The organism is Streptomyces lacrimifluminis (genome assembly GCF_014646095.1).
Lineage (GTDB): Bacteria > Actinomycetota > Actinomycetes > Streptomycetales > Streptomycetaceae > Streptomyces > Streptomyces lacrimifluminis.
In genome coordinates this window covers 24,112-46,064 of record NZ_BMMU01000040.1, presented here as the reverse complement: position 1 = coordinate 46,064, position 21,953 = coordinate 24,112, and the positions used below count along the sequence as shown (strand labels likewise).

The 21,953-nt window shown below is 71.3% G+C and carries 16 protein-coding genes; 13 read left to right on the top strand and 3 right to left on the bottom strand.

All coding sequences use genetic code 11. The features are described 5' to 3' along the window. Positions 1 to 48 precede the first annotated feature (48 nt). Together recN and IEY89_RS35905 are read left to right on the top strand one after the other, a co-directional pair. On the top strand, positions 49 to 1,791 hold the full coding sequence (gene recN, locus IEY89_RS35910) for a DNA repair protein RecN (protein ID WP_189151735.1): 1,743 nt from the start codon (positions 49 to 51) through the stop codon (positions 1,789 to 1,791). A 245-nt stretch (positions 1,792 to 2,036) separates the two neighbouring features. Further along, entirely contained in the window at positions 2,037 to 3,167 is a 1,131-nt protein-coding gene (locus IEY89_RS35905; protein ID WP_189151734.1) for a glycosyltransferase family 4 protein, read from the top strand. Between the two features lie 12 nt (positions 3,168 to 3,179). Here the strand turns inward: IEY89_RS35905 and IEY89_RS35900 are convergent, their stop codons facing one another. The 3 genes from IEY89_RS35900 to IEY89_RS35890 form a co-directional block, all read right to left on the bottom strand. Beyond that, positions 3,180 to 4,823: a PucR family transcriptional regulator gene (locus tag IEY89_RS35900; RefSeq protein WP_189151733.1), complete on the bottom strand. Its 1,644-nt coding sequence runs from the start codon at positions 4,821 to 4,823 to the stop codon at positions 3,180 to 3,182. 73 nt (positions 4,824 to 4,896) lie between these two features. Beyond that, a complete protein-coding gene (locus IEY89_RS35895) occupies positions 4,897 to 6,279 on the bottom strand; it encodes an FAD-binding oxidoreductase (RefSeq protein WP_189151732.1) in 1,383 nt (460 codons plus the stop codon). A gap of 172 nt (positions 6,280 to 6,451) precedes the next feature. Next, the gene (locus IEY89_RS35890; RefSeq protein ID WP_189151746.1) at positions 6,452 to 8,257 is read right to left on the bottom strand and encodes a glycoside hydrolase family 15 protein; all 1,806 of its coding nucleotides are present in this window, start codon (positions 8,255 to 8,257) and stop codon (positions 6,452 to 6,454) included. A 529-nt stretch (positions 8,258 to 8,786) separates the two neighbouring features. On the opposite strand from IEY89_RS35890, the gene pyrG reads away from it, so the two are divergent. The 11 genes from pyrG (at position 8,787) to IEY89_RS35835 (ending at position 21,953) form a co-directional block, all read left to right on the top strand. After that, a complete protein-coding gene (gene pyrG / locus IEY89_RS35885) occupies positions 8,787 to 10,466 on the top strand; it encodes a CTP synthase (protein WP_189151731.1) in 1,680 nt (559 codons plus the stop codon). A 131-nt stretch (positions 10,467 to 10,597) separates the two neighbouring features. Continuing rightward, positions 10,598 to 11,227: an NUDIX domain-containing protein gene (locus IEY89_RS35880; protein ID WP_189151730.1), complete on the top strand. Its 630-nt coding sequence runs from the start codon at positions 10,598 to 10,600 to the stop codon at positions 11,225 to 11,227. Between the two features lie 171 nt (positions 11,228 to 11,398). Then, complete coding sequence (locus IEY89_RS35875; protein WP_189151729.1) at positions 11,399 to 13,495, top strand: tetratricopeptide repeat protein; 2,097 nt, start codon at positions 11,399 to 11,401, stop codon at positions 13,493 to 13,495. 143 nt (positions 13,496 to 13,638) lie between these two features. Next, entirely contained in the window at positions 13,639 to 14,754 is a 1,116-nt protein-coding gene (ald, locus tag IEY89_RS35870; RefSeq protein ID WP_189151745.1) for an alanine dehydrogenase, read from the top strand. Positions 14,755 to 15,188: 434 nt separating this feature from the next. Next, positions 15,189 to 16,325, top strand: a complete 1,137-nt coding sequence (locus IEY89_RS35865; RefSeq protein ID WP_055530198.1) for a ParA family protein — start codon at positions 15,189 to 15,191, stop codon at positions 16,323 to 16,325. Beyond that, positions 16,310 to 16,894 carry a hypothetical protein gene (locus tag IEY89_RS35860; RefSeq protein ID WP_189151728.1) on the top strand — a complete coding sequence of 195 codons (585 nt, stop codon included), beginning with the start codon at positions 16,310 to 16,312 and terminating at the stop codon, positions 16,892 to 16,894. The genes IEY89_RS35865 and IEY89_RS35860 overlap by 16 nt, the downstream gene beginning before the upstream one ends. 18 nt (positions 16,895 to 16,912) lie before the next feature. Next, positions 16,913 to 17,944, top strand: coding sequence for a segregation and condensation protein A (locus tag IEY89_RS35855; RefSeq protein WP_189151727.1), 1,032 nt, complete (start codon positions 16,913 to 16,915; stop codon positions 17,942 to 17,944). Continuing rightward, complete coding sequence (gene scpB, locus IEY89_RS35850; RefSeq protein WP_189151726.1) at positions 17,941 to 18,603, top strand: SMC-Scp complex subunit ScpB; 663 nt, start codon at positions 17,941 to 17,943, stop codon at positions 18,601 to 18,603. Before IEY89_RS35855 ends, scpB begins: the two co-directional genes overlap by 4 nt. Then, entirely contained in the window at positions 18,603 to 19,793 is a 1,191-nt protein-coding gene (locus tag IEY89_RS35845; RefSeq protein WP_189151725.1) for a pseudouridine synthase, read from the top strand. Before scpB ends, IEY89_RS35845 begins: the two co-directional genes overlap by 1 nt. Before the next feature lie 289 nt (positions 19,794 to 20,082). After that, positions 20,083 to 20,934: an NUDIX hydrolase gene (locus tag IEY89_RS35840; protein ID WP_189151724.1), complete on the top strand. Its 852-nt coding sequence runs from the start codon at positions 20,083 to 20,085 to the stop codon at positions 20,932 to 20,934. Beyond that, positions 20,931 to 21,953 (top strand): ADP-ribosylglycohydrolase family protein, encoded by a 1,023-nt coding sequence (locus IEY89_RS35835; RefSeq protein ID WP_189151723.1) that lies wholly within the window; start codon positions 20,931 to 20,933, stop codon positions 21,951 to 21,953. Before IEY89_RS35840 ends, IEY89_RS35835 begins: the two co-directional genes overlap by 4 nt.

Below are 21,953 nucleotides of genomic sequence, written 5' to 3'. Positions count from 1 at the left end.
TCTCTCATTCGAGGTGGGTGGCGTCGCACATGGGGTGGCTGACCTCGTATGGTCGTGTTCGTGTTGGAGGAGATGCGGATACGGTCGCTCGGCGTCATCGACGATGCGGTCGTCGAGCTGTCGCCAGGCTTTACCGCCGTCACCGGTGAGACCGGTGCGGGTAAGACCATGGTCGTGACCAGCCTGGGGCTGCTGCTCGGTGGCCGGGCTGATGCGGCGTTGGTGCGGATCGGGGCCAGGAACGCGGTCGTGGAGGGGCGGATCACCGTGCCCCCGGGCGGTGCTGCCGTCGTGCGGGCCGAGGAGGCCGGCGCCGAGCTGGACGACGGGGCGCTGCTCATCAGCCGTACCGTTTCCGCCGAGGGGCGTTCGCGGGCGCATCTGGGCGGGCGGTCCGTGCCCGTGGGTGTGCTGGCCGAGCTGGCCGACGAGCTCGTGGCCGTGCACGGGCAGACCGACCAGCAGGGGCTGCTCAAGCTGTCCCGGCAGCGGGCGGCGCTCGACCGGTACGCGGGGGACGCGGTCGCCGCGCCGCTCACCAAGTACGGGGAGGCGTACCGGAGGCTGCGGGCCGTCTCCGTCGAGCTGGACGAGATCACCACGCGCGCGCGTGAGCGGGCCCAGGAAGCCGACATGCTGCGGTACGGGCTCGACGAGATCGCCGCCGTGGAGCCGCGCGCCGGTGAGGACGCCGAGCTCGCCGAGGAGGCGGAGCGCCTCGGGCACGCGGAGGCGCTGGCCTCGGCCGCGACCGTCGCCCACGCCGCCCTCGCAGGCAACCCGGAGGACCCCGAGGGCATCGACGCCACCACGCTCGTCGCGGGCGCCCACCGGGCCCTGGAGGCCGTACGGTCGCACGACTCCGCCCTGGCCGCGCTCTCCGACCGGATCGGTGAGGTCGGCATCCTGCTCGGGGACGTCGCCGGGGAGCTGGCAGGGTACGCCGACGACCTGGACGCCGATCCGCTGCGGCTGGCGGCCGTCGAGGAACGGCGGGCCGCGCTCACCGCGCTGACACGGAAGTACGGCTCCGACGTGGCCGGAGTGCTCACCTGGGCCGAGGAGGGCGTCGCGCGGCTGCTCGAACTCGACGGTGACGACGAGCGGATCGGTGAGCTGACCGCCGAGCGCGATGCGCTGCGCGGCGAACTGGGCGGGATGGCACAGGCGTTGACGGACGCGCGGACGGAGGCCGCCTCGCGGTTCGCGGACGCCGTGACCGCCGAGCTGGCCTCGCTGGCCATGCCCCACGCGCGCGTGTCGTTCGAGATCCGGCAGACCGAGGACCCGGAGGGCGTCGAGGTCGACGGACGTACGGTCGCCTGCGGGCCGTCCGGCGCCGACGAGGTCGAACTGCTGCTCGCCCCGCATCCCGGCGCACCCGCCCGGCCGATCGCCAAGGGGGCGTCCGGGGGTGAGCTGTCCCGCGTGATGCTGGCCGTGGAGGTCGTGTTCGCGGGGACCGACCCGGTGCCCACCTATCTGTTCGACGAGGTCGACGCCGGTGTGGGCGGCAAGGCGGCCGTGGAGATCGGGCGGCGGCTTGCCCGGCTCGCCAAGAGCGCGCAGGTCGTCGTCGTGACGCACCTGCCGCAGGTCGCCGCGTTCGCCGACCGGCAGCTGCTGGTGGAGAAGACCAACGACGGGTCGGTGACCCGGTCGGGCGTGAAGGTGCTGGAGGGTGAGGACCGGGTCCGGGAGCTGTCGCGGATGCTGGCCGGGCAGGAGGACTCGGAGACGGCGCGGGCGCATGCGGAGGAGTTGCTTGCGGCGGCCCGGGCGGACGGCTGACGTTCGAACGGTCGATGTTCGAACGGTCGGTGTCCGGTGGGGTCCCTCTCACCCGTGTGAGTGACCGGCCCCACCCCTCCGTGGTTCGGAACACCCGTACGTACTGGCATCCTTGAAGGAGCACGGAATACCCCCGTACACGGAGGAAGCAGCGCGGTACACCCCTTCCGCCCAAACCTTCTGTACGTTTCTCCGTGTCCTTTTCTTCGTGACCGCCCGATGCCGAACCAGGAGCCCCCGGCCACGTGAGCCCCGCGAGCAGCCACTCACCGCACGGTCAGTCGCCGCTGCGCACCGTGCAGGTGCTCGGCGGCGGCAACGCCGGCAGCAGCCAGCACGTGCGCTCGCTGGCCGCGGGGCTGGTCGCGAGAGGCGTGCGTGTCACCGTGTGCGCCCCCACCGACGCCGACAGCGCGTACGACTTCACGGGCGCCGGTGCCGAACACGTGCCCATCCCGCGCAGCAGCGACCCCGGCTCGGTGGCGGCGCTGCGCGCGGCCTGTTCGAACGCCGACCTCGTGCACGCGCACGGGCTGCACGCCTCCTTCCGGGCCGCCCTCGCGCTCAGTGGGCGCCGCACTCCGCTGATCGTCACCTGGCACAACCGCGCGTACGCCGAGGGGCCGCGCGCCCAGCTGCTGAGGGTGCTGGAGCGGCGGGTCGTGAAGGCCGCCGCCGTCGTCCTCGGGACCTCCTCCGACCTCGTGGACCGGGCCCGGCGGCGCGGGGCCCGGGACGCCCGGCTGTCCGCCGTGGCGCTGCCCGCCCCGCGCGGGACCCTGGGGCGGGACGAGTCGGACCGGTGCAAGACGCGGGCCGAACTCGGTGCCACGGACCGCCCGTTGCTCATGGCCGTCGGCAATCTGTACCGGCACCGGGGGTACGACGTCCTGCTGGACGCCGTACGCGCGTGGCGCGGTCTCGATCCCGAGCCGCTCCTCGTGATCGCGGGGGAGGGGCCGCTGCGGGCGGAGTTGCAGGGCCGCATCGAGAACGAGGGGCTGCCGGTCCGGCTCATCGGGCGGCGTGACGACGTGGACGAACTGCTGCTCGCCGCCGATCTCGCGCTTCTGCCCAGCCGTTGGGAGTCGCGCTCCGTTCTCGCCCAGGAGGCCCTCCACGCGCGCGTGCCGCTGATCGCGACCGCCGTGGGAGGTGTTCCGGAGCTGGTCGGGGACGCGGCCGAACTCGTCCCCTACGGCGACGCGGTGGCGCTCGGCAGGGCTGTCGTACGGCTGCTCGGGGATCCGGAGCGCCGGGAGGCCCTCCGGGAGCGGGGTGTCCGGCAGCTCGCCACCTGGCCCACCGAGGACGAGACCGTCGCCCAAGTGTTGAGTGTCTACGACGAGTTCACACGGCCCCGGCCGCTGACCTGAAGCCGCGGAGGTTCACGCCACGTGCCTGCGGGCCCGTAGCGCCAGGCTCAACGCCAGTACCGTCTGCGGGTCGTCGAGGTCCGTGCCCAGCAACTCCCCGATCCGGGCGAGGCGGTTGTAGAGGGTCTGGCGGTTGAGGTGGAGTTCACGGGCCGTCTCCGCCTTGCGGCCCGCATGGGCCAGATACGTCTCCAGGGTGGGCAGCAGCGGCGGCTTGGAGCGATGGTCGTGGGTGCGCAGCGGGCCGATCGCGCGGTCCACGAAGGCCGCCAGGTCCGGCTGGTCGCGCAGGCGCCACAGCAGCAGGTCGATGTCCAGACGGCGGGCGTCGTACCAGGGGCGGTCCGGCAGCCCCTGGGCCGCCGTCGCCGTCTCCGCCGCGTGACGCAGACCCGCCGAGGCCGCCGCCCAGCCACCGGCGACCCCGACCACGACCACCGGCGGCTGCGCGCCCGGGCGTTGCATCCCGGCGCGCTCCACACCCGCCCGAAGCGCTGCCGCGACCCGGTCGGCGACCGCCGGGCGCTCGGACTCCGTACGCAGGCCCACCAGCAGCGGCACGCGCCCCTCGACCGGCCGTACGCCCAGCAGCACCGGCACGCCCACCGACGCCAGCTCCTCCGTGACCGCCCGTGCCAGCACCGCCCAGCCGCCGCCCGGGGACAGGGTGTCGCCGAGCCGCATCACCATCGGCAGCAGTGGGCCGGCGCCGGGCTTGAAGCCGAGGACGCGGGCCTGGGCGGGCGCGGCCTCCGCGTCGACGCGGCCCTCGGCGAGGTCGGTGAGGAAGTCGCCGCGGCCACGCGCCGCCAGCTCCTCCTCCTGGCGGGCCTGCATCAGGACGACGGCCAGGATGCCCGCGGCCCGCTCGGCGGCCATCCGGTGCACGGGCGCAAGGGGTTCGAGGACGGGGAGCAGGACCAGACGTGCGCGGACCGAGCCGGTGCCGGGGCCGCCCCCGGGGACATCGACGACGGCGGAACCGGCGGGCGGCGGCGCGTCCTTGTGCTGGGCGCGCAGGCCCTCCCACACCTGGAGCGGGTCGGCGCCCTCGGGGCCGGCTCCGGCGGCGTACAGGAGCCGTCCGTCCGTCGTCTCCAGGAAGACCGGGTTGCCGCAGAAGTCGGCCAGGATGCCCAGGACCTGCGGAATGCCGCCGCCGCCCAGCAGGGCCTCCGTGCAGCGCCGGTGAACCTCCTCGGCCCGCTGGAGCAGCGCGTAGTGGCCGTTGACGATCTCGGTGTGGATCTCCTCGGTGACGGCCACGAAAGGCACCTCACGGTGCAGCTGGACCAGGGGGAGACCGGTCGAGCGGGCCGTCTCGACGAGGGCCGCGGGCAGCCGGGTGAAGCGGGGGCCCAGCTCCACGACGAGCGCCGCGATGCCCCGCTCGGCGAGGGTGCGGACGAACGCGCGCTGCTCGGCGGGGCGGGTGCCGAGCCCGTACCCGGTCGTCAGCAGCAGTTCGCCGCCCTTCAGCAGCGAGGCGATGTGCGGGACCTCGCCCGCGTGCACCCACCGCACGGTCCGCCCCAGCCGGTCGCCGCCCGCCAGGATCTCCGGCAGCCCGCTGCGCAGCCCGGGCAGCTCCAGCGCCCGCCGCACGGTGATGCCGGCGCCCCGGGTCTCGAAACGGCTGTCCGTACGGCTGTCCATGCAGCGGACGCTACCCGCACCCGCGTACGGCTGACGAGCTGCGACCTGCGCATCGGCGGCACGAGTGGCTCGTCTACGCCGGAACGATGTTGTGGTTGAAGCGGAACACGTTGTCCGGGTCGTACTGCCGCTTCACCGACGCCAGCCGGCGCGTGTTCTCGGCGCCGAGGCCCGCGATCACGCGCTCCGCGCCCTCGTCCCCGATGAAGTTGAGGTAGACCGCGCCGGTGCTCCACGGCCGGACGGCGGTACGGACGTCGTGGACCCACTGGACGCAGCGCTCGTCGTCGGCCGGGTCCTCCCAGATGCCGAAGGGGTGGACCGCCCACCGGGCGTCGCGGTAGGGGACGGGGTACTCGGACGGCCCGTCGGCGATGGCGCCGCCGAGCGGGAACAGCGCGCTCTGGGTTCCGGTGGGCACGGGAAGGGCGTCCCCGAGAGCGCAGAAGACGTCCACGAGCTCGTCGGGCGCGCCCGACAGGTACTCGGCCGACCAGTAGTTCCGCAGCCCCGGCGGGTCGTCGAGCATGCACTGGAAGTCGGCGTACGGGATCGCGGTGACGATCTCCGCCTCGTGCGGCAGTGCCAGCAGCGGCTCGACGAGCTTGCGCATGTCGTCCTCGGTACCCGCGTACGTCAGCAGCGCACCGCACAGCAGGTGTCCGACCAGATGAGGCGGGACGAACTCCTCCGGCGGGCCGGTGAGATGGATGATCCCGCCGCTCGCCTCGACCGGGCCTGCCTCGATCACGTCACGGTAGGTGCGGGTGACCTCGCGGCCGAACTCGGGGAGGTAGAGCAGCAGCGCGACGGAGAACGCGGGCAGTTCGTGCAGTCCCAGGGTGAGCGAGGTGGCGACGCCGAAGTTTCCGCCGCCGCCGTGCAGGGCCCAGAACAGCTCAGGGTTCTGCTCGGCGCTCGCGTGGACCGGGGTGCCGTCGCAGGTGACCAGGTCGACACTCAGGAGGTTGTCGACGGCGAGGCCATGGGTCCGGTCGAGCCAGCCGCTGCCGCCGCCGAGGACGAAGCCGGCCACCCCGGTCGTGGAGACCCGGCCGCCGGTGGTCGCCAGCCCGTGCGGCTGGGTCGCCCGGTCCAGGTGACTCATCAGGGCCCCGCCCTGGACCCGTACCGACTGCGCCGCCCGTTGGACGGTCACCTCGCACATCCGGCGCAGATCGATCACCAGACCGCCGTCGTTGAGGCCCATGCCCGCCACGCTGTGGCCGCCGCCGCGCACCGCGATCGGCAGGTCCAGGTCCCGGGCGAAGCGCACGGATCGGGCCACGTCGGCTTCGTCCGCGCACCGCGCGATCACCGCCGGACGCCGGTCGATCATGGCGTTGAAGACGGTCCGGGCGTCGTCGTATCCCGGATCCCCCGGGGCGAGCACGTCGCCGGTGAGATCTTCGCGCAGCGCGGTCAGGGCTGCGCCTGCCTTTGAGGGGGAAGCCATGGTGATCCCCTTCCGATAAGGGGCATTTGCGTGGTTCCAGCGTAGACGCTCGGACGGGAGGGCGCCGTTTTCGGGTGCGGCGCCGTTGTGGCTGGTCGCGCAGTTCCCCACGCCCCTAAAAGCAGTTCCCCGCGCCCCTGGAAAAGGGGCGCGGGGAACTGGTCGTCGGTTTTCAGCCGCCGTACGCCCCCGAAGCCGTCAGCCTCAGTGCCGTGTCGATCAGCGGGACGTGGCTGAAGGCCTGCGGGAAGTTGCCCACCTGGCGCTTGAGGCGCGGGTCCCACTCCTCGGCCAGCAGGCCCAGGTCGTTGCGGAGGGCGAGGAGCTTCTCGAAGAGCTTGCGGGCCTCGTCGACCCGGCCGATCATCGCCAGGTCGTCCGCCATCCAGAACGAACAGGCGAGGAACGCGCCCTCGTCGCCCGGCAGACCGTCGAGGTTCTCGTCGCCGCCCGAGGTCGTCGGGTAGCGCAGGATGAAGCCGTCCTCGGTGGACAGTTCGCGCTGGATGGCCTCGATCGTGCCGATGACCCGCTTGTCGTCGGGAGGCAGGAAACCCATCTGCGGGATCAGCAGCAGGGAGGCGTCCAGCTCCTTCGAGCCGTACGACTGGGTGAAGGTGTTGCGCTCCTTGTCGTAACCCTTCTCACACACGTCCCGGTGGATGTCGTCGCGCAGGTCGCGCCACTTCTCCAGCGGGCCGTCCGCGTCGCCGGACTCGATGAGCTTGATCGTGCGGTCCACCGCGACCCAGGCCATGACCTTGGAGTGCACGAAGTGCCGGCGCGGGCCGCGCACCTCCCAGATGCCCTCGTCGGGCTCGTCCCAGTGCTGCTCCAGATAGCGGATCAGCTTCAGCTGGAGCAGGGAGGCGTAGTCGTTGCGGGCCAGACCCGTCATGTGGGCCAGGTGCAGGGCCTCGGTGACCTCGCCGTACACATCCAGCTGGAGCTGGTGCGCCGCGCCGTTGCCGACGCGGACGGGGCCCGAGTTCTCGTAGCCGGGCAGCCAGTCCAACTCGGCCTCGCCCAGCTCCCGTTCGCCCGCGATGCCGTACATGATCTGCAGGTTCTCCGGGTCGCCGGCGACCGCGCGCAGCAGCCACTCGCGCCAGGCGCGGGCCTCGTCGCGGTAGCCGGTGCGCAGGAGGGAGGAGAGGGTGATGGCCGCGTCGCGCAGCCATGTGTAGCGGTAGTCCCAGTTGCGCACGCCGCCGATGTCCTCCGGGAGGGAGGTGGTCGGGGCGGCCACGATGCCGCCGGTCGGCGCGTACGTCAGTGCCTTCAGCGTGATGAGCGAGCGGACGACCGCCTCCCGGTAGGGGCCGTGGTACGTGCACTGCTCGACCCACTCGCGCCAGAAGTCCTCGGTGGCGTCGAGGGACTGCTCCGGCTCGGGCAGCGCGGGCGGCTGCTTGTGCGAGGGCTCCCAGGAGATCGTGAAGGCGATCCGGTCGCCCGGCGCCACCGTGAAGTCGGCGTACGTCGTCAGGGACTTGCCGTACGTCTCGGCGGTGGTGTCGAACCACACCGAGTCGGGGCCGGCGACGGCGACCGTCCGCCCCTCGTGCTTGTGCACCCACGGCACGACACGACCGTACGAGAACCGCATGCGCAGGGCCGAGCGCATCGGCACCCGGCCGCTGACGCCCTCCACGATGCGGATCAGCTGCGGGGCGCCGTCGCGAGGAGGCATGAAATCGGTCACTCTGACCGTGCCGCGCGGGGTGTCCCACTCGGATTCGAGGATCAGCGAGTCGCCCCGGTAGCGGCGGCGGGCCGCTACGGGCGGTTCTGCGTCCGCCGCGTGCGCGGGACCGAGGCGCCAGAAGCCGTGCTCCTCGGTGCCGAGCAGTCCCGCGAAGACGGCGTGGGAGTCGAAGCGGGGAAGGCACAGCCAGTCGACTGTGCCGTCCCGGCAGACCAGAGCGGCGGTCTGCATGTCCCCGATGAGTGCGTAGTCCTCGATGAGCCCGGCCACGTGCAACTCCAGTCGAACGGCCACGTCGCCCCCAAAAGGAAAAAGGGGGTCTCGATCTTGCGGTCAGGGGTTCGTTGTCCAGCATCGTTGAGCGGTGAAGCAAACACCAATCTTTGCTCAACGGGCTGACGAGCGCTCGTTTTTCCGGGGTTACGGGCGGGGTGGTGCCGTGTTGCCGGCCGGGCTCGGCAGCGAGTGTCCGAGGAGCATACGACGCACTCAGATGATCCGCGTGCCGCTCCGGACAACCCGGGTCCGCTGAATGAGTGAAGCTCGGGTGAGCGGACGCTGTTTCGGGTGAGCGCAGGACAGGGTGATGGTGACTCGTGTATGGGATGCGTGTCCGGGCGTGCGCGGAGCGTGGCCGGGAGTCATCTCCTCGGGTCGCTGATACCCTGGTAGCCCGTGGACCGGTGGGCAGGAAACCCCCGAACCGCAGCGACGGCTCCCCCAGTGAAAACCCGGAAAACTCCGGGCCGGGCGGCCGTACCGCACCCCAGACCGCGACCACGGGAGCCCCGCCTTGGCCATGACACCCGCTTCGTTTCGAAACGGCACAGCTCGAAACAGCTCAGCCACGACGACCAAGCACATCTTCGTCACCGGGGGTGTCGCCTCGTCGCTCGGCAAGGGACTGACCGCCTCCAGCCTCGGCATGCTCCTCAAGGCGCGCGGACTGCGGGTCGTCATGCAGAAGCTCGACCCGTACCTCAACGTCGACCCCGGCACGATGAACCCCTTCCAGCACGGTGAGGTGTTCGTCACCCACGACGGTGCCGAGACCGACCTGGACATCGGCCACTACGAACGCTTCCTCGACCGCGACCTCGACGGCTCGGCCAACGTCACCACCGGCCAGATCTACTCGACGGTGATCGCGAAGGAGCGGCGCGGCGAGTACCTGGGCGACACCGTCCAGGTCATCCCGCACATCACCAACGAGATCAAGCACCGGATCCGCCGGATGGCCACCGACGAGGTCGACGTCGTCATCACCGAGGTCGGTGGCACGGTCGGCGACATCGAGTCGCTGCCCTTCCTGGAGACCGTGCGTCAGGTCCGCCACGAGGTCGGCCGCGACAACGTGTTCGTCGTCCACATCTCGCTGCTGCCCTACATCGGCCCCTCCGGCGAGCTGAAGACCAAGCCGACCCAGCACAGCGTGGCGGCCCTGCGGAACATCGGTATCCAGCCGGACGCGATCGTGCTGCGCTGCGACCGCGAGGTCCCCATCGCGATCAAGCGCAAGATCTCGCTGATGTGCGACGTCGACGAGGCCGCGGTGGTCGCCTGTCCGGACGCCCGCTCGATCTACGACATCCCCAAGACCGTGCACCGCGAGGGCCTGGACGCCTATGTCGTCCGCAAGCTGGACCTGCCCTTCCGGGACGTGGACTGGACGACGTGGGACGACCTCCTGGACCGCGTCCACAACCCCGCCCACGAGATCAACCTGGCCCTGGTCGGCAAGTACATCGACCTGCCCGACGCCTACCTCTCGGTCACCGAGGCGCTGCGCGCGGGCGGCTTCGCGAACCACGCGCGCGTGAAGATCAAGTGGGTCACCTCGGACGACTGCAAGACCCCCGCGGGTGCCAAGAAGCAGCTGGAGGACGTGGACGCGATCTGCATCCCGGGCGGCTTCGGCGACCGCGGTGTGTCCGGCAAGGTCGGCGCGATCCAGTACGCCCGCGAGCACAAGATCCCGCTGCTGGGGCTGTGCCTGGGCCTCCAGTGCATCGTCATCGAGGCGGCCCGCAACCTGGCCGGCATCGAGGACGCCAACTCCACCGAGTTCGACCCCGCCACCGCCAACCCGGTCATCTCGACGATGGCCGAACAGCTCGACATCGTCGCGGGCGACGGCGACATGGGCGGAACGATGCGCCTGGGCATGTACCCGGCCAAGCTCGCCGAGGGCTCCATCGTGCGCGACGTGTACGGCGGCAAGGAGTACGTCGAGGAGCGCCACCGGCACCGCTACGAGGTCAACAACAGCTACCGCGCCGAACTGGAGAAGGTCGGCCTCCAGTTCTCCGGCACCTCCCCGGACGGCAAGCTGGTGGAGTACGTCGAGTACCCGCGCGAGGTCCACCCCTACCTGGTGGCCACGCAGGCCCACCCGGAGCTGCGCTCCCGCCCCACTCGCCCCCACCCGCTCTTCGCCGGCCTCGTCAAGGCCGCCGTCCAGCGCAAGACGGGCAAGTAGCGCAAGGGCTGTACGGTGACCGGGGTGCGCGCCTTTGGGGGTGCGTGCCCCGGTTTTCTGTGCCGGTTTCTGGGCCGGTTTCTTGTGTTCGGGCGGGATGCGGGATGTGGGATGTGGGAGGACAAGTCGGCATGACGACCATCAAGGACACTCCGGAGGAGTGGGAGACCCGGGCGACCCGGACCCCCTTCGTGGGCAACAAGACCTCCGTGCGCACCGACGAGGTGGTCATGCCCGACGGCTCGGTCGTGGGCCGCGACTACCAGGTCCACCCCGGCTCCGTGGGCGTCCTCGCCCTCGACGCCGAAGGCCGCGTCCTGCTGATCCGGCAGTACCGCCACCCCGTCCGGCAGCGGCTCTGGGAGATCCCGGCCGGCCTGCTCGACGTACCTGGCGAGAATCCGCTGCGCGCCGCACAGCGCGAGCTGTACGAGGAGGCGCACGTCAAGGCCGAGGACTGGCGGGTGCTGACCGACGTCTACCCCACGGCGGGCGGCTGCGACGAGGCCGTACGGATCTTCCTGGCCCGGAATCTGTCCGAGGCCGAGGGGGAGCGCTTCGAGGTCGAGGACGAGGAGGCCGACATGGAGCACGCGCGCGTGCCCGTCGACGAGCTCGTGCGGGGTGTCCTCGCCGGCGAGGTGCACAGCAACTGCTTGGTCGTGGGCGTCCTTTCGCTGGTGGCGGCCGAGAAGGGCGACGGACTCGACGCACTGCGCCCGGCCGAGGCGCCGTGGCCGGCCAGGCCCTTCGAGGCCTGAGGCGCCCGCAGGGGCCGCCTGCCGCGTCCGGTGTGACCATCGGCTGATCCGATCGGGCGACCTGCCCGCCGCGCTCCGCACAGATCGTTGCAGAGCGTGAACTAGGCTCTGGAAACGCCCGAACCGGAGTCCCGGCGGGCTTGCGCGTGCAGGTGGACGGGAGTGTGGCCCGTGACGGATCAGGCGGTGGACACGGACGGCGTGAAGCTGTCCGGAAACGATCGCTCGCCCGTTCCTACGGACAGTCAGTTCCTCGGCAGGACAAGAGAGTTGAAGGAGCTGCGCGCCGACATCGAGCGCGCCGGACTCGACACTCTCGCGGGCCGGAAGGTGCCCCGCGCGCGCGTGCTCCTCATCGCCGGCAAGCCCGGCTCGGGCCGCAGCGCGCTCGCCGAGGAGCTGGCCCGGCAGGTCGCGGACAGTTACCCGGACGGTGTGCTGCGCGCCCGGCTCGCCGAACCCGACGGCGCGCGCGTGCCGACCGAACGCACCGCCCGTGAACTGCTGACGGCCCTGGAGCTGCCCACTCCGCCCGGCGCCGACGAGGACGAGCTGTCCGAGGCGTTGCGCGAGGCGCTGGCCGACCGGCGGATGCTGCTCCTGCTCGACGACGCGGCCGACGCCGAGCAGGTCGACGCGCTGCTGCCGGACAACCCCGACTGCCTCGCCGTCGCCGTCTCCGGGGGCCCGCTGACCGGGATCTCCGACGTCCGCCCGTGCACCCTGGGCGGACTCGACACCAAGTCCGCCGTGGAACTGCTGGAGCGCTTCACCGGGTCGGTGCGCGTCACGGTGGACCCGCGCGCCGCCGAAGGGCTCGCCGAGGTGTGCCAGGGCCAGCCCGCCGCGCTGATGCTGGCCGGCGGCTGGCTCGCGGCCCGGCCCCAGGCGGCCGTCTCCGACCTCGCCAAGCAACTGCACGCCGAGGGCGACGAGGGCACCGCCCTGAGCCGCGTCTTCCGCCTCGTGTACGCCTCGCTGCCCACCCCGGCCGCTCGGATACTGCGACTGCTCGCGCTGGCCCCCGGCGGCCTGGTCGACCCGCAGACCGCCTCGGCGCTGGCCGGCTGTTCGGTCGGTGGCGCCCGCGCCACCCTGGACGACTTCGTCGCCCTGAGCCTTCTGACGGCCGTGGAGTCGCCGCTGCCGCAGTACGAGGTCCCCGGCTGCCTGCTGCCCCTCCTGCGCCCTCTCGCCGAGTCCCAGGACCGCCCGGCCGAACTCCAGCTCGCCCGGGCCCGGATGCTGGAGCGGACCGTACGGCTGCTGGTGTCCTGCCGGGCGATCACCGAGACCGACAGCCCGCTGGCCCGCGAGAAACTCCTCGGCACGCCCAGCTCGCTGCGCTTCCCGAACCCGAGGGCGGCGGCCGACTGGCTCACCATCCGCCGGCCCGCGCTGCTCGCCGCGGCCCGGCTGGCGGTGGCCGACGGGGAGCTGGACACGCTGGCCCGCCGCCTGATGTCCGCCCTGGTCAAGGCGATGGTCGCGCACATCGGTACCCAGGCGGCCGCACCCGACCTGTACGGCATCCACCGCCTGGTCCTCGATGTCGCCGAGCGGCGCGAACTGCCCCGGGAGCGGGCCGCCGCCCTGCTGAACCTCGCCGACCTGGACGCGCAGACCGGCCGTACGAACGAGGCGCTGGCCCGCTACCGGGCCGCCCTGGACGCCGGACGTGAGGCGAACGACCCGTATGCGACCGGGCGCGCGATGGAATCCGTAGGGGGCGCGCACCAGGAGCTCGGGGACTACGACCGCGCCGCCGACTGGTACGGGCGTGCGCTCGCCCAGCGCCTGGCGCGCGACGAGCGCGAGGACGCCGCCCGGCTGTACGGCCGTATCGCCGCCGCGCACACCTACGCGGGCCGTTACGGCGAGGCGCTGCGCAACTGGCGTGCCGCGGTGGCCGGCTACCGCAAGAACGGCGATGTGGCCGCGCACGCACGGGCGTTGAACGAGCTGGCGCGGGTCCAGGAGTACGCGGGGCGGCCCGAGGAGTCGCTGCGCACCTGCCAGGAGGCGGTGGAGTGGGCGCGTCGCGCCGACGACGTACGGCTGCAGGCGGCGCTCCATCTGCGGCTGGCGGACACGATGGAGCACCTCGGCGATCCGGCGGCGGCCGGGCTGCACCGGAGCACGGCCGAGCGGTTGCTGAGCGACGAGCCGGACGCCCCGGAGAGCGAGCCGGACCTGCCCGAAGGTGATCCCGATCCGGAACATGACGCTAACGCCTGCGAAATCCGTAGTACATCAGTCGAAGATTGATGCATTGAAAGGCTAGACACCGAGAACGCCTTCATTAGACTGGCTCTACCGCGCCTTCTCCTGCGGTCTCCTGGTGTGCCCCTGCACGTCCGGGTATGTATTGCTATGCCCCCACATCCTCTGAGCCAAGGACCGTGATCGACGTGAAGGTCGGCATCCCCCGCGAGGTCAAGAACAACGAGTTCCGCGTGGCCATCACCCCCGCCGGCGTGCACGAACTGGTGCGCCACGGCCACCAGGTCGTCATCGAGCGGAACGCCGGCGTCGGCTCCTCGATCACGGACGACGAGTTCGTGGCCGCCGGTGCGCGCATCCTTCCCACGGCCGACGAGGTGTGGGCCACCGCCGACCTGCTGCTGAAGGTCAAGGAGCCCATCGCCGAGGAGTACCACCGCCTCCGCAAGGACCAGACGCTCTTCACCTACCTGCACCTGGCCGCGTCCAAGGCGTGCACGGACGCGCTCGTCGAGTCCGGAACCACGGCGATCGCCTACGAGACCGTCGAGCTGCCCGGCCGCGCCCTGCCGCTGCTCGCCCCGATGTCGGAGGTCGCCGGCCGGCTGGCTCCGCAGGTCGGCGCCTACCACCTGATGCGCTCGGTCGGCGGACGCGGCGTGCTCCCCGGCGGCGTCCCCGGCACGCAGCCCGCGCGGGCCGTCGTCATCGGCGGCGGCGTCTCCGGCTGGAACGCCACGCAGATCGCCGTCGGTATGGGCTTTCACGTCACGCTGCTCGACCGCGACATCAACAAGCTCCGCGAGGCCGACAAGGTCTTCGGCACCAAGGTCCGGGCCATCATGTCCAACTCCTTCGAGCTGGAGAAGGCCGTCCTGGACGCCGACCTCGTGATCGGTGCCGTGCTGATTCCCGGCGCCAAGGCACCGAAACTGGTCACCAACGAGCTGGTGTCCCGGATGAAGCCGGGCAGCGTTCTCGTCGACATCGCGATCGACCAGGGCGGCTGCTTCGAGGACTCGCGACCCACGACCCACGCCGAACCGACCTTCCCGGTCCATGGGTCGGTCTTCTACTGCGTCGCCAACATGCCCGGCGCGGTTCCCAACACCTCGACCTACGCGCTCACCAACGCCACGCTGCCGTACATCGTGGAACTCGCCGACCGCGGCTGGGTGGCCGCGCTGCGCCGCGATCCCGCGCTCGCCAGGGGCCTCAACACCCATGACGGCAGGGTTGTCTACCGAGAAGTCGCGGAGGCGCACGGGCTGGAGCACGCCGAGTTGGACACGCTGCTCAGCTGACCTTCCCGGCCGCTCCGCAGGTGCTCCCGGTCGACTAAACGACCAAGTCATCGGCGAGTAAAAGGCGATACGTCAACAGAGATCGTCAACGCCCCGCACCCCGCCGGACCTTGCCCGACAAGGTCCGGCCGGATGTGTGTATGGTCACTTTGCGAAACTCGTTCAACTCGCCTCGAACGTAACGCTTCAACCGATTCGCGCACCGGTGAACCCTGCCGTGCGACGGCCGTACGCCCTTGACAGAGGGATGTTTCATTGCCGACACATCGGGCCGGGTCCGGCGGATTGTGTTGCTGCGAACGGCCGACACGCCATAGAGTCGCCAACCGTCGGCATGGTGCCACGCTGACCTATCGAGAAGTTTCCTGGTCACCAAGGAGGTAAGACGACTTGTGAATGAGTCGACATTTACTCCCGGGGGTGGTCAACCAGGAATGCCGGCGCGGGAATCGGGCCCCGCGGGGCTCGCGGCGGTCGGCTCCGTCGCGGTCCGCACCTTCGCAGCCCATCAGGGTCACCAGATGTCCGGGGTGACCCAGCCAGGACACATGAGCATGGATGGCCATCACGTGAACGCCATGGCCGGCGACGGTAGTGGCGGGGTCCACAACCACTTCGCCGACTACGACGAACTGCCCGACGGGCACTTCTACGACCCCGACGCCGAGTACGAGCCCGATCCGGAGTACGCGGCCACGCTCGCGCCCGACGCGGCCCGTCAGCGCCGTGAGCGCATCGGTCCCACCGGACGCCCGCTGCCGTACTTCCCGATCCCGGGTCCGCTGACCAGTCACGGCCCCGCGACGATCGTCGCGATGTGCAACCAGAAGGGCGGCGTCGGCAAGACGACGTCGACCATCAACCTGGGTGCCGCTCTCGCGGAGTACGGACGCCGGGTCCTGCTGGTCGACTTCGACCCGCAGGGCGCTCTCTCCGTGGGCCTCGGTGTGAATCCGATGGAACTCGACCTGACGGTCTACAACCTGCTCATGGAGCGGGGGATGTCCGCGGACGAGGTCCTGCTCAAGACGGCGGTCCCGAACATGGACCTGCTGCCGAGCAACATCGACCTGTCCGCGGCCGAGGTGCAGCTGGTGTCGGAGGTCGCGCGCGAGTCGACGCTCCAGCGTGCCCTGAAGCCGCTCATGGCCGACTACGACTACATCGTGATCGACTGTCAGCCCTCGCTCGGCCTGCTCACCGTGAACGCCCTGACGGCGGCCCACAAGGTGATAGTGCCTCTGGAGTGCGAGTTCTTCGCGCTGCGCGGTGTCGCGCTGCTGACGGAGACCATCGAGAAGGTCCAGGAGCGGCTGAACCCGGAGCTGGAGCTCGACGGGATCCTCGCCACGATGTACGACTCGCGCACGGTGCACAGCCGTGAGGTGCTCGCACGTGTCGTCGAGGCATTCGACGACCACGTCTACCACACGGTCATCGGACGCACGGTCCGCTTCCCGGAGACCACGGTCGCCGGCGAGCCGATCACCACGTACGCCTCGAACTCCGTCGGTGCCGCCGCCTATCGCCAGCTCGCCAGGGAGGTGCTCGCCCGGTGTCACGCCGAGTGAGTCTGCCGGGGGCCGACGAACTGTTCCGTACCACCGGGGGCATGGCGCTCCAGTCGTCCACTCCCAGGCGCCAGGCCAACGGTGAGGCCCGGGTGCCGGGTCCCGCCGGGGAGAGCGACGGGGCCGCCGCGGAGGACGCGCCGCACTCGGTGCCCGTCCAGGGCGGTGACGGTGCCGGTGACGAGCATGTCGCCACCGGCGCGGACCCGGCCGACGCCGGCGAGTCGCGCAGCCGGGGGGCCACCGCGGAGCGTTCGATGCGGCGCCCGGGCGAGCAGGAAGGTTCTGCCTCCGGACAGGGGCCGCAGTCGGTGTCGGCGTCCCGCAAGCGCGGCCGGGCCCCCTCGCGGCGGCCCAGCGGGCGCGAGCGGCACGACGAGAAGATCACGGTGTACGTCTCCGCCGAGGAACTGATGGACCTGGAGCACGCGCGTCTCGTACTGCGGGGCGAGCACGGGCTCGCGGTCGACCGCGGGCGGATCGTGCGCGAGGCGGTCGCGGTGGTGCTCGCGGATCTCGAGTCCCGTGGGGACGCGAGCATTCTCGTACGACGGTTGCGCGGCCGCTAGCGGTAGCCTGCGTGGGCCATGACCTCGAACGACGCCCCTGCACCCGGCCCCGGCTCCGCCGGTCGTCGGCGTGTGCTGGGGCGGGGTCCGGGAGGCGCGCCACCGGTTCCGGTCGCACCCTCGCCCGAAGAGGTGGCGGAAGTACCGGAGGCCCCGGTTCCCTCGGCGGAACCGGAACCGGAACCCGAGCCGGAGTCGCCCGCCGGGCCTGTCGAGCCCACACCGTCGGACGAACCCGATGACGGTGTCTTCAAGGTCCGGCTCGCCAACTTCGAGGGACCGTTCGATCTCCTCCTCCAGCTGATCTCCAGGCACAGGCTCGACGTCACCGAGGTCGCCCTCTCCAAGGTGACCGACGAGTTCATGGCGCACATCAGGGCGATGGGGCCGGACTGGGATCTCGACCAGACGACCGAGTTCCTGGTCGTCGCGGCCACTCTGCTGGACCTGAAGGCCGCGCGGCTGCTGCCCGCCGCCGAGGTCGAGGACGAGGCCGACCTGGCCCTGCTGGAGGCGCGCGACCTGCTGTTCGCGCGGCTGCTCCAGTACCGCGCGTACAAGCAGGTCGCCGACATCTTCAGCCGCCGCCTCGACGACGAGGCCCGCCGCTATCCCCGTACCGTCGGACTGGAGCCGCACCACGCCGAACTGCTGCCCGAGGTCGTCATCAGCATCGGGGCGGAGGGGTTCGCGAAGCTCGCCGTGAAGGCGATGCAGCCGCGGCCCAGGCCGCAGGTGTACGTCGACCACATCCACGCGCCCCTGGTGAGCGTGCAGGAACAGGCCCAGATCGTGGTCGCGCGGCTGCGGGAACTCGGTGAGGCGACCTTCCAGGACCTCGTCGAGGACACCGACGACACGCTGACCGTCGTGGCGCGCTTCCTCGCCCTGCTGGAGCTGTACCGGGAGAAGGCCGTCGCCCTGGACCAGGAGACCGCGCTCGGGGAGCTGGTGGTGCGCTGGACGGGCGGGGAGGGCGATCGGGAGCCGACGGTCACCGACGAGTTCGACCGGCCGCCGGAGCCGCCGAAGGAGGAGAGGAAGGCGTGAGCGAGGAGACCACCGAGGTGCCGGCCGGGCCGCCGACCGTCGCCGATCTCGATCTCAGGCCCGCTCTGGAGGCCGTCCTCATGGTCGTGGACGAACCCGCGACCGAGGAACACCTCGCGAAGATCCTCCAGCGGCCCCGGCGGCAGATCGCGGACGCCCTGCGCGCTCTGGCCGACGAGTACACCGTCCAGGGACGCGGTTTCGAGCTGCGGCTCATCGCCGGCGGCTGGCGTTTCTACTCCCGGCCCGAGTACGCGGCGGCCGTCGAGGGCTTCGTGCTGGACGGGCAGCAGGCCCGGCTCACCCAGGCGGCGCTGGAGACTCTGGCGGTGGTCGCGTACCGGCAGCCGGTCAGCCGCAGCCGGGTCTCGGCCGTCCGCGGAGTCAACTGTGACGGGGTCATGCGGACCCTGTTGCAGCGCGGTCTGGTCCAGGAGGCGGGCACGGAACCCGAAACAGGTGCGATCCTGTACACGACGACGAACTACTTCCTGGAGCGGATGGGCCTGCGAGGCCTGGACGAACTCCCGGAGCTCGCACCCTTCCTTCCGGAGGCGGACGCGATCGAGGCCGAGACGCAGGAAGGTGTTCCGTCGTTCGATCCGGATGCTCCCGATGCTCCGGGTGCAGACGACGCAGACGACCAGACGGAATTTTGATGCGAAGCAGTAGCGGTAGCGGTGGCGGCAAGAGCGGTGGCGGGCGCGGTAACTCTCGCGGCGCCGGCAACGGCGGGGGCGACAGGCGGGGCCAGGGCCAGGGCCAAGGGCGCGGTCAGGGGCAGGGGCGCGGCCAGGCTCAGGGCCGAGGCCAGGGGCAGGGCCCAGGTCAGAAGCAGGGTCAGGGCCAGGGTCAGGCCCAGGGGCGTCCCAGTAAGCCGCGTCCCGAGGAGCGCCGCTACGACGTGGGGCCGGCCGCGACTCCGGACGGCCCGAAGTCAGGGCGCGGTGCCTCCGCGCGTGGCGGTGCCAAGGGCGGGCCCAGGCAGGGCCACAACAGCACCGGACGCGGGCGGTGGGTCCCGGCGACCTCTCGCGAGTACGACGCGCGGGCCGAGGAGCGCAACCGGGAGCGGTACGCGGACAAGAAGGACGTCCAGCTGCCCAAGACGTTCCCGGGCGCCGAGCAGGAGGGCGAGCGGCTCCAGAAGATCCTCGCGCGGGCGGGCTACGGTTCCCGGCGGACCTGCGAGGAGCTGATCGAGCACGCGCGCGTGGAGGTCAACGGCGAGATCGTGGTGGAGCAGGGTCTGCGTGTCGACCCCGAGCACGACGAGATCAAGGTCGACGGGCTGACCGTGGCCACGCAGTCGTACCAGTTCTTCTCGCTGAACAAGCCCGCGGGCGTCGTCTCGACGATGGAGGACAACGAGGGCCGACAGTGCCTCGGCGACTACGTGACGAACCGCGAGACGCGGCTCTTCCACGTCGGTCGGCTCGACACCGAGACCGAGGGCGTCATCCTGCTCACCAACCACGGTGAGCTGGCGCACCGGCTGACCCACCCCAAGTACGGCGTGAAGAAGGTCTATCTCGCGCACATCGTGGGCCCGATCCCGCGCGACCTGGGCAAGCAGCTCAAGGACGGCATCCAGCTGGAGGACGGGTACGCGCGTGCGGACCACTTCCGGGTCGTCGAGCAGACCGGCAAGAACTACCTCGTGGAGGTCACGCTCCACGAGGGCCGCAAGCACATCGTGCGCCGCATGCTCGCGGAGGCCGGCTTCCCGGTCGACAAGCTGGTGCGCGTCTCCTTCGGCCCGATCACCCTCGGCGACCAGAAGTCGGGCTGGCTGCGGCGTCTGTCCAACACCGAGGTCGGCATGCTGATGCAGGAAGTCGATCTGTAGGCACTGGGTTCTCGTTGCAGGCGGCCGGTTCCGGAGCTCTCCGGGGTCGGCCGCTCTTGTTTGTCAGGAGGGTCACCAGGGGGCGCCTGGGCGCGCTGGAGGGGATTCGACACCCTCCTCGGCCTTCCCGGTATCACGATCCCTCCTGGGCGCTTGGGGGGCTACTGAGGGGCTTTTGGCGTATGGGAGTCGTCAAGAAGGGTTGTGCGGTCGGCTCGGGCTCTTTATAGTCAGGATGACTATTGGTCATGGTGACCATAAATAGTGATCGTGAAGGGGGTGGGCGGGCATGACCGCACCCGTGAACGGATCGGCGCGGGGCCGGGCTCCCGAGGGATACGACAAGTACGCCTTCGAACCCTTCGCCGTCACCGTCGATCTGGCGGTCCTGACCCTGCGCGCGGGCACGCTGCACGTGCTGCTCGTCGAGCGCGGTCATGAGCCGTACGCCGGCCGCTGGGCACTGCCCGGAGGCTTTGTCCTTCCCGACGAGTCCGCGGAGAGGGCGGCCCGGCGCGAACTCGCCGAGGAGACCGGCCTGTCGGACGTGTCCGGGCTGCACCTGGAGCAGTTGCGCACGTACAGCGAACCCGACCGCGACCCGAGGATGCGGGTCGTGTCCGTGGCCTTCGCCGCGCTGCTGCCGCACGCGCCGGAGCCGCACGGCGGCGGGGACGCGGCGCAGGCCCAGTGGCTGCGGTACAACGCGCTCGGGCCGCTCGCCTTCGACCACGACCGCATCCTGGCCGACGCCCACGACCGGGTCGGCGCCAAGCTGGAGTACTCCTGCATCGCGACCGCCTTCTGCCCGCCCGAGTTCACCCTCGGCGAGCTGCGGCAGGTCTACGAGACCGTGTGGGGCACCGCTCTCGACCCGCCCAACTTCCGCCGCAAGGTGCTCGCCACTCCGGGCTTCGTCGAACCCGTACCGGGCGCGGCGCGCCTCACCGGAGGCCGGGGCAAGCCCGCCGCGCTGTACCGCGCGGGTACCGCGGACACCCTGCATCCGCCGCTGCTGCGCCCGACCACGTCGGTGTCGCCGGCCTCGCCTCCCTCCTCACCGTCCCCTTCGTCACCGACCCCTTCGTCACCGTCTCAGTCACCACCGTCTCCGTCGTCACCGGAAGGACGCCCCGCATGACCACCACGACCGTCAGGAAGCGCGCCGCAAGTGGGGCGTTGATCGGGCTCGCCCTCGGCGACGCCCTGGGCTTCCCGACCGAGTTCAAGGACATCCCGTCGATCCTCGCCACGCACGGCCCCTGGCGGCAGATGGAGCTCCCCACGCCCGCGATCGTCACCGACGACACACAGATGACACTGGCGCTCGCCCACGGTCTGCGCGCGGCGATGGACCGGGGGCTGCTCGCCCCGGCGGGGATGGAACGGCCGGTCCGCGAGGAGTTCGTGAAGTGGTTCCGGTCGCCGGACAACAACCGGGCACCCGGCCGCACCTGCCTGGTCGCCTGCGAACTGCTGGAGAACGAGCGGCTGCCCTGGCAGGAGGCCAGCCAGATCGGTTCGAAGGGCTGCGGTGCCAACATGCGCGTGGCGCCCCTCGGCCTGGTCGCGGCCCTGAGTGACGAACAGCGCGCGGGCGCCGCCCAGTTGCAGGCCGCGCTCACCCACGGACACCCGACGGCGCTGGCCGCGTCCGACCTCACCGCCTACGCCGTCCGGCTGCTGGCCCAGGGCGCAGGCCCGGCCGAACTCGTGACCCTGCTCCGTACGCACGCGCACGAGAGCCGTAGCCGCTACTACCACCGCTGGCTGGGCGACCTGTGGACGCACAGCCACGATCCCAGCCCCGAGCACTTCATCGCCCGCGGCTGGGACGAGTGCCTGGCGATCCTGGACCGGCTGCGGCTCGCCGTCCGCACCGCCTCGCCCGAGGACGACCCCTGCCTGGCCACCGGCGCCGGCTGGACGGCCGAAGAGGCCCTGGCGACCGGTCTGCTGTGTTTCCTGCTCTTTCCCGACGAGCCCCTCACGGCCCTGCGCCGCGCCGCCTGCACCTCCGGCGACTCGGACTCGATCGCCTGCCTGACCGGAGCCTTCGCCGGCGCCCACCACGGCACCGACGCCTGGCCGACCCCCTGGGCGGACCGCATCGAGTACGGGGGTGACCTGCAGACGCTGGGGGCGCTCTGGGACGCTTGA

Bases quoted from the DNA above. Each gene is read 5' to 3' on its own strand.
- pyrG (WP_189151731.1), top strand. From the start codon at position 8,787: ATGACACCCGCTTCGTTTCGAAACGGCACAGCTCGAAACAGCTCAGCC.
- IEY89_RS35895 (WP_189151732.1), bottom strand. From the start codon at position 6,279: ATGGCTTCCCCCTCAAAGGCAGGCGCAGCCCTGACCGCGCTGCGCGAA.
- IEY89_RS35880 (WP_189151730.1), top strand. From the start codon at position 10,598: ATGACGACCATCAAGGACACTCCGGAGGAGTGGGAGACCCGGGCGACC.
- IEY89_RS35865 (WP_055530198.1), top strand. From the start codon at position 15,189: ATGCCGGCGCGGGAATCGGGCCCCGCGGGGCTCGCGGCGGTCGGCTCC.
- IEY89_RS35900 (WP_189151733.1), bottom strand. From the start codon at position 4,823: ATGGACAGCCGTACGGACAGCCGTTTCGAGACCCGGGGCGCCGGCATC.
- IEY89_RS35835 (WP_189151723.1), top strand. From the start codon at position 20,931: ATGACCACCACGACCGTCAGGAAGCGCGCCGCAAGTGGGGCGTTGATC.
- IEY89_RS35845 (WP_189151725.1), top strand. From the start codon at position 18,603: ATGCGAAGCAGTAGCGGTAGCGGTGGCGGCAAGAGCGGTGGCGGGCGC.
- recN (WP_189151735.1), top strand. From the start codon at position 49: ATGGTCGTGTTCGTGTTGGAGGAGATGCGGATACGGTCGCTCGGCGTC.
- IEY89_RS35855 (WP_189151727.1), top strand. From the start codon at position 16,913: ATGACCTCGAACGACGCCCCTGCACCCGGCCCCGGCTCCGCCGGTCGT.
- IEY89_RS35840 (WP_189151724.1), top strand. From the start codon at position 20,083: ATGACCGCACCCGTGAACGGATCGGCGCGGGGCCGGGCTCCCGAGGGA.